General features: G+C 60.7%; 2 protein-coding genes. Both read right to left on the bottom strand.

Going from position 1 to position 6,794, the window contains the following annotated elements:
- Positions 1-5,526, bottom strand: a 5,526-nt coding sequence (locus AC1D2P_RS29920) for a two-partner secretion domain-containing protein (RefSeq protein WP_477811743.1), incomplete at its 3' end; no start/stop codon positions are given.
- A 24-nt stretch (positions 5,527-5,550) separates the two neighbouring features.
- On the bottom strand, positions 5,551-6,794 hold a 1,244-nt coding region (locus AC1D2P_RS29915; protein ID WP_477811742.1), incomplete at its 5' end, for a ShlB/FhaC/HecB family hemolysin secretion/activation protein.

The raw sequence follows: 6,794 nt of genomic DNA, 5'->3' as shown, positions 1-6,794 counted from the left end.
TTTCTGTTCGAAGAGGCCATCGCCCAGGCGCTTGGCGCTTTGATCAGGGTTGTAACCCAAGCCTTGGAGCAGGTAGTCCGAGCTCATGAATTGCTTGAGGTCGGTGAGGACCGGGTTGGTTTCGATCAGGTATTTGTGCGGCTGGGATTTGCCAGCGTTGCTGGGCAGGCCCTGGACGCGGTTGATGGTGACCGGCGTAGACGATGCACCGGCGGTGACTTTGCCGCCGCTCAGCGTCCAGCTCTGCGGGCCGGTCGAGGTCGGGGCGCTGATGCCTTCCTGGCTCAGACGGAAGATCCCGTTCTGGCCGGTGGGTAGGCTGAAGCCGGGCAGATCCACCGGGTTGACGTGCTGTTGGGCAAGATCCGGCGGCAGTTGCGCGTTGATAGTCACCGGCGTGGAGAAGCCGTTGCCGGTACCCGTCTCAGTGTTGGTCTTTCCGCCAGCGACGTAGCTGTAATAAGGACGCACCACGCTGTTGTCGATGGTCTGCGTCGCGTTGAGGGAAATGTTGCCGCCGGCCTGGATCACCGCATCATAGGAACTGTCGGAACCCGCTACCGTGGTGGTGCTTTCGGTCAGCATGCCGCCGCCCAGCAGGCTGATGAAATAGCTCAGATCCGACTCGACAGTGGCCGAGGGTGTCGGACTGTTTTTATCGTTGAAGGCCGCCGCCGCGGGCACCGTGGCGAAGATTTGGTCGACGTAGTTCCAGAATGTGCGCTTGGTGATGATGTCCTGCTCTTGCAGGCCGGTGTTATTGATTGTGTCGGCAGTGACAGTGATGTTGCCTGTGGACGCGATGGTGCTGCTAGTGTTGTTCAACACCTGAGCGTTGATCGTCATTTCGCCGCCGCTGGTCAGACTCGCAGCCTCGCTGCTGTCAGAGACCTTCAGGCGGTCAGTCTCGGCAATCTCCCAATGGCCGTTACGACGCGAACCGCTGCGGAAGTCGCACCCCGCAATCGGGATCAGGTTGCAGTCCAGCTCTGTGATAACCACCGAACTTTTCTCATGCGCGGTGTATTCCAGAATATCCCGTACGTTGTTCACCGTCAGGGCATTGATGATCAGGTCCTGCGCGCTGTAGATATCGCCGGAGCGGTTGTCCAGCAAGTCGGCCTTGCCGCTGTCGCGGTCTCGGCCAATGTGCACGTTGCTCAGGCCATAGACCTGGCCATAGGCGTTGGTGAAGCTGGACAGCAGCAGCCGCATATCGCCACCGCTGGAAATCAGGCCGCGACTGTTGAGCAGCGCGCCGGTGGTGAGGGTCAGGTCTTTACCGGAACCGATCGTGCCGTAGTTGTTAAGGTTGGCGGCGGTGATGATCAGGTCGCCGCTGGAGGTCAAACGGCCTTGGTTATTCAACTCGCCATTGATGTTAACCGTGGTGTTGCCACCACCGGCGATGCTGGTCGCCGCGTTGAGGGTCAGTTGATTGGCTTTGAGCGTCAGATCACCGAGGCTGCTGAGGCGACCATTGCCGCTGTAGTTGCCCCACAGGGTCAGATCGAGTTTGCCATCGCTGGCGATCAAGCCATCGTTGTTCCAACTGCCGCCATTGCCGGTCAACTGGCTGACGGCCAACAACTGGCCGCCGGATGTCTGATTGAGGCTGTTGACGTTGACGGTCAGGCGATCGGCCTGGATCACACTGCTGTTGGTCCAGCCGTCGGCGGTGAGCGTCAGGCTGCCACGGGTGACGAAGGTGCCGCCGGCACTGCCGAGTTGACCTGTCGCGATATCGAAAATACCGGTACCGACGTGCAGTACGTTGCCGCCGATGTTGAGCAGTCCTCCAGCGCCAAGGCTCAGATCAGTGTTGGCGCTTTCGACTGTGCCGCTACTGTTGTCGAACACGCCACCAATGCTGAATGCTGTTTTGCCGGCAGTGCCCAGTGCGCGCAACTGGCCGGTCTGGTTGTCCACACCACCGGCGCTGATGCTCAGGGTGCTGGTGCTTTCAATGATCCCTTTGCGGTTGTTCAAGGCGCCGCGCAGGCTGAGGTCGATCTGTTTTGCTCCGACCTGGCTGTCGGTGTCGCCGTTGTTGTAAAAGTCCTTGCCCGAGACACTGACGCGCCCCAGCGCAAACAGCCCGCCATTGCGGTTGTCGAAGTTGCCGTTGGTGCCGGTGTCGACGATGGCATCACCGGTTTGCGCGGTGACTCGCCCGCCATAGTTGTCGAGGCCGGCCAGCGCCTTGAGGTCCAGGCTCTGGGCCTGAATGATCCCGCCCTGACGGTTATTGTTCAGGTCATAGCCGTTACGCAGTACGCCGGTGATATGGCTACTGAACGCACCTTGCAGGCTGGAGAGCACACCGCCACGGCTGTCGAGGCTGGCGGCGGTGATGTCGAGGTTGCTGCCCTTGGCGACGATGCGCCCGCTTTGGTTATCGATGGCACCGACGGTTTTCACCGTCAGATCGCCCTGGCTTTGCACAATGCCTTTGGCGTTATCGAAGCTGGCGGCGTCGAGCGTCAGTCCTGCGTCACTGCTGAAGATCTGACCGCCCGCGCTGTTCTGTACGGTGCCGCTGGCGGAAATGGTCAACGAATCACTGGCCGCGACAGTGCCGCCATTGCGGTTATCGAGGCCTCCGGTCAACAGGCTCAGCAAACCCTGGCTTGCAAGCTGGCCACCCTGGTTGTCGATTTGCTGCGCGCGCTTGATCACCAGTGGGCCGTTGCTCACCAGTTTGCCGTTGGTATTGGTCAGGGTGCCGAGCAGATCGAGGGTGATCGCGCCCTTGCCGGCCAAGGTACCGACGCTGTTGTTCAGATGGGTGCCGGTGATACTGATGTCGTTTTGGGCGTTGATGGTTGCATTGGCGTTGCTCAGGGTTTGAGCCTGAATATCCAAAGCGGCGCCGCTGTCGATCAAACCGCCTTGGGCGTTATTCAGTGTTCCGGCAATGACGAAAGTTTGCGCACCGGCACTGGAAAGAATGCCGTTGTCGCTGTTGTCGAGGCTGGCCGCCGTGACCTTCAACGTGCCGTTACTGGCCAGAGCGCCAGCGTTGCTGTTACGCACAGCGCCGGTAAGGTCCACCAGCACGTCACCGTCGCGGCTCGACAAGGTGCCATGATTGCGGTTGTCGAGGCTGCCGCCCAAAAGGCTCAGACTTTGCCATCCGGAAATCAGACCATTGAGGTTAGTGGTGGCATCGGCAGTAAGGTCCAGTTGTTGGCGACTGATGAGTTTGCCGTCGCTGTTGTCCAGGTTGCGACCCTTCAGCGTGTAGCTTTGGCTGCTGGAGAGTTCACCGTCACGGTTGTTCAAGTCCCGCAGGTTGCGGATGCTCAATTGCCCGGCAGTGGTGATCAGGCCGTTGGCGTTGTTCAGATCGCCCATGGCGCCGCTGAAGTCGATGGTAATGGCGCTGCCGAGCAACGAGCCGCCGTTCTGATTGTTCAAACTCGCCGCGTTGATGTTCAGGTTTTGAGTAGCGTTGATCAGCCCGTTGTCCTGATTATCGAGCTGGCCGGTAACCCGAAGATCGAGGTTGGTGCGGCTGGTAAGGGTGCCGTCGTTGTTGTTCAGGCTACCGGCCTGTACATCGACGCTTTCCGCCGCGATCACGCCTTTAACGTTGGTCAGGGACTGCTGCACGCGCAGGGTCACGGCCTGGTTGCCGAGCAGTTTGCCGTTGCTGTTGTCGAGGCTGTCGGCCGCCAGCGTGAACGCTTGGGCACTGGAGATTTCGCCGTTGCGGTTGTCCACCTGCGCGAGGTTTTTTAGCACCAGCAACGGGGCGTTAATCAAACCGTTCTGGTTGTTCAGCTCGCCGTGATTCAGATCCAGCGCCAACGACGTAGCGCTGGTGAGTTGCCCACCATCATGCTGATCGAGACTGACGACACTGGCGGTCAGCGCTTTGTTGCTGGCGATCCGCCCCCCGCTGCTGTTATCGACCTTGCCGGCGTTAAGGCTCAGGGCGTCGAGGCTGGTCAGTTTGCCGCCCTGATTGTTCACCGCCGCCGTGGCGGTGATGCTCAAGGTCTGACCGGCGTTCACCAACCCTGCCACGTTATCCAGAGTCGCCATGCGCAACGTCGCGGCGCCCAGGCTCGAGAGTTCGCCAGCGCGATTGTTCAGGTGACCAAGGGTGGCATTGAGATTACCGGTACTGGCAATCAGACCATTGCCATTGAGTACCTGATTGGCCGCGAGATTGAGATTGCCGCTACTCAACACCCGACCCTGGTTCTGGTTATCCAGGGTCCCGGCGGTGATGTTGGCGGTTTGCCCGGCGCTCAGCGTACCGCCCTGGTTAGTCAGCGTCTGCGCGGTATTCACGATCAGATTGCGACTGGCAACCACACTCTTGCCGCTGTTGTTGAGGTTCTGCGCTGTCAGGCTCACATCACCCGTGGCGTTGCGGCTGTTATCCGCGTTGACCCCGGCCTCGATGATGCCGTTGTTGGTCAGTTGGCCGCCGGCACTCAGGACGATGCCGTCCCGCGCTGCGAGGGTTTGCTGGTTCGTCAGGTTGCCCTGAGTTTGCACATTGACGGCGCTGCCGGCATAGACCGGTCCCTGGGCGTCGAGGCTCGCTGCTTTGACGTTGATCGCGCCAGTGGCAGCGGTCTGCGCCAGGCTCAGATGACCATTGGCATCGATCTGAATGTCACCACCACTGGCCGCCAGGTTCCCGGCCAGTTTCACCCCGACCCCGGCTTCAGTGCCTACCAGTTTGATCGCCCCGGCGTACATGCCGCCCAGCGCCGAACTGTCGATGGCCAGTTGTGGTTTGGCGCTGCCATCATCGGCGCGCGCGGTAGCGTTGAGGGTCTGTGCGTTGACGTCGTTGCGGCCGGCCACAATCGTCAGGTTTTTCGCCTGAATCTCGGCGTTGATCTTTGCGCTGCGGGTGATGATTTCGAAGCTGTCGACGTTGTTGGCGTTCAGCCCGGCGCCGTCGATGGTGACGCTGCCTTGATCCACCTGAAAGCGATCCAGACGTCCGTTATCCAGCACCGGTTTGCCGGTGGTGAGGGTCACCCGCGGGGTGTTGATGAACCCGCAACCGTTGCAACTGATGCCGTACGGGTTGGCGACGATCACTCGTGCCGACTGCCCTGCGACTTCGGTGTAACCGCGCAACTGGCTCGGGCTGCCGCCGACCACTTCGTTGAGGATGGTCTGCGCCGCGACCCGGTTGGTCATGTTCGGGTTGCCGACGATGATCCCGCCCAGTTGCGTCGCACCGGTTTGCGCGGCGACGTTGTTGAGGATGACGCCCTGGGTGCCGACGTTGTAATCGTGGAACTGGTTATGCGACAGCCCCGTGCCGTTGGGCGTGGCAATGTTGACGATCGGCACGCCATTGCCCGCCTGACCGAGACTGGTGCCCGGCGTGGCCACGACGATGCCGTCGGCCTGCGCCCACATCGGTTGCCAGAACATCACGTTCGCCAACAGGAACGCCAATCCGCGCTTGGGCATACCCCAGAAGTGCTCGCGGGTTCTCACAGCAGCAGAAGGCTGACGGCTCAGGAAGGCGAATTGGCGGGCGTCCATGTCGAAGGTCTCGATGAGGCGAAATTAGAGAAAGAAATCCATGCGGAAATAGATCGGCGCTTCGCGCTCGGTCAGGGTGTCCGGACGTTCCAGGGAATGGGCAAAGGTCACGCTGGCCGCCACGTGCTGGCCGCGAGCAAACAGCTCGATGGAGTTGCTGGACATGCGCCCGTGTTGATCGGCGTTGTATCGATCATGGGTGATCACGCCTTGGTCGTAACCGAGGCTGGTGCCGTATTCAGCGAACACCGGACGCAGCCATTCCAGGGTGACTGGACGGTTCCAGCGCAGGTCGTTACGCCAGTAACCACCGCTGTCGCCGGACAAGGATTGATCCTTGTAACCCCGAATCGACGACAGCCCGCCGAGGCTGGTGCGCTGCGGGCTGAACAGCACGTCTTCACTGTGCTGCCCGGTCATAAGGCTGCTGAAGCTGAATGACTCGCCCCACACCTTGAATGGCTGCAGGTAGCTCGCGGTCGCGGTGTATTTGCGGTAGCGCGCGTCGGGTTCACCAGGGCCTGGATGGTCGTTACCCTGAGCGTCGAATGCACCGATCCCCTCTTGCATCCCGAGGTCGAGGTTGACGAATGCACTGCCGATTCGCCGACCGTGGTTGATGCCGAACTGTGCTTCGCTGATGCGGTTGCTGCTCAGCTTGAGCTTGCTGTCTTCGATGAAGTTGTTGGTGCGCAAGTACGACAGACCGGTGCTGAGCGAGGTTTTGCTCACGGCATCGCGATGGATCACCCGCTCGGCGTGCAGTTGATGGTTTTCGCTGTCGCCGGTCTGTTTGAAGTTGAAGCCGTTGGCTTGGGCCAATGAGCGATAGTCACTCTGGCTGTAGGTGTAACTGAAGTTCCACCAGCCCCACGGCAGGCTGTAATTGAGCATTGCGTTGCTGGAGGTGTGCTGGTGATCGCTCACTGCATCGTGACCGCCGCGCAGATTCAACTGGTCGGCCAGGCCCAGCGGGCTGTCCCAATCAAACGTCGTGCCCCACTGCTGCTCGCCGGTGCTTTGCAGACCGTCGTTGCTGCGTGACAACCCGGCGCGCCAAGGCTTTTGCGGGGTGTTCTTGACCAGTACTTCGCTGCCGCCGACGTTCTTGCCCGGCGCTAATTCCATTTGCGCCTGATTGGAGGGCAAGCGGTTGAGTTGATCGACCAACTGCTCGATTTCGCGCAGGTTGACCAGCTCGCCGGTCTTGCCGGGGAAAGCCATGCCCAACTCGCGCTCCGACAGATTGCTGTCGTCCGCGCCTTTCA

It is taken from the genome of Pseudomonas sp. P1_F1_2 (assembly GCF_056405815.1).
This window is presented reverse-complemented; position numbering and strand designations above follow the sequence as displayed.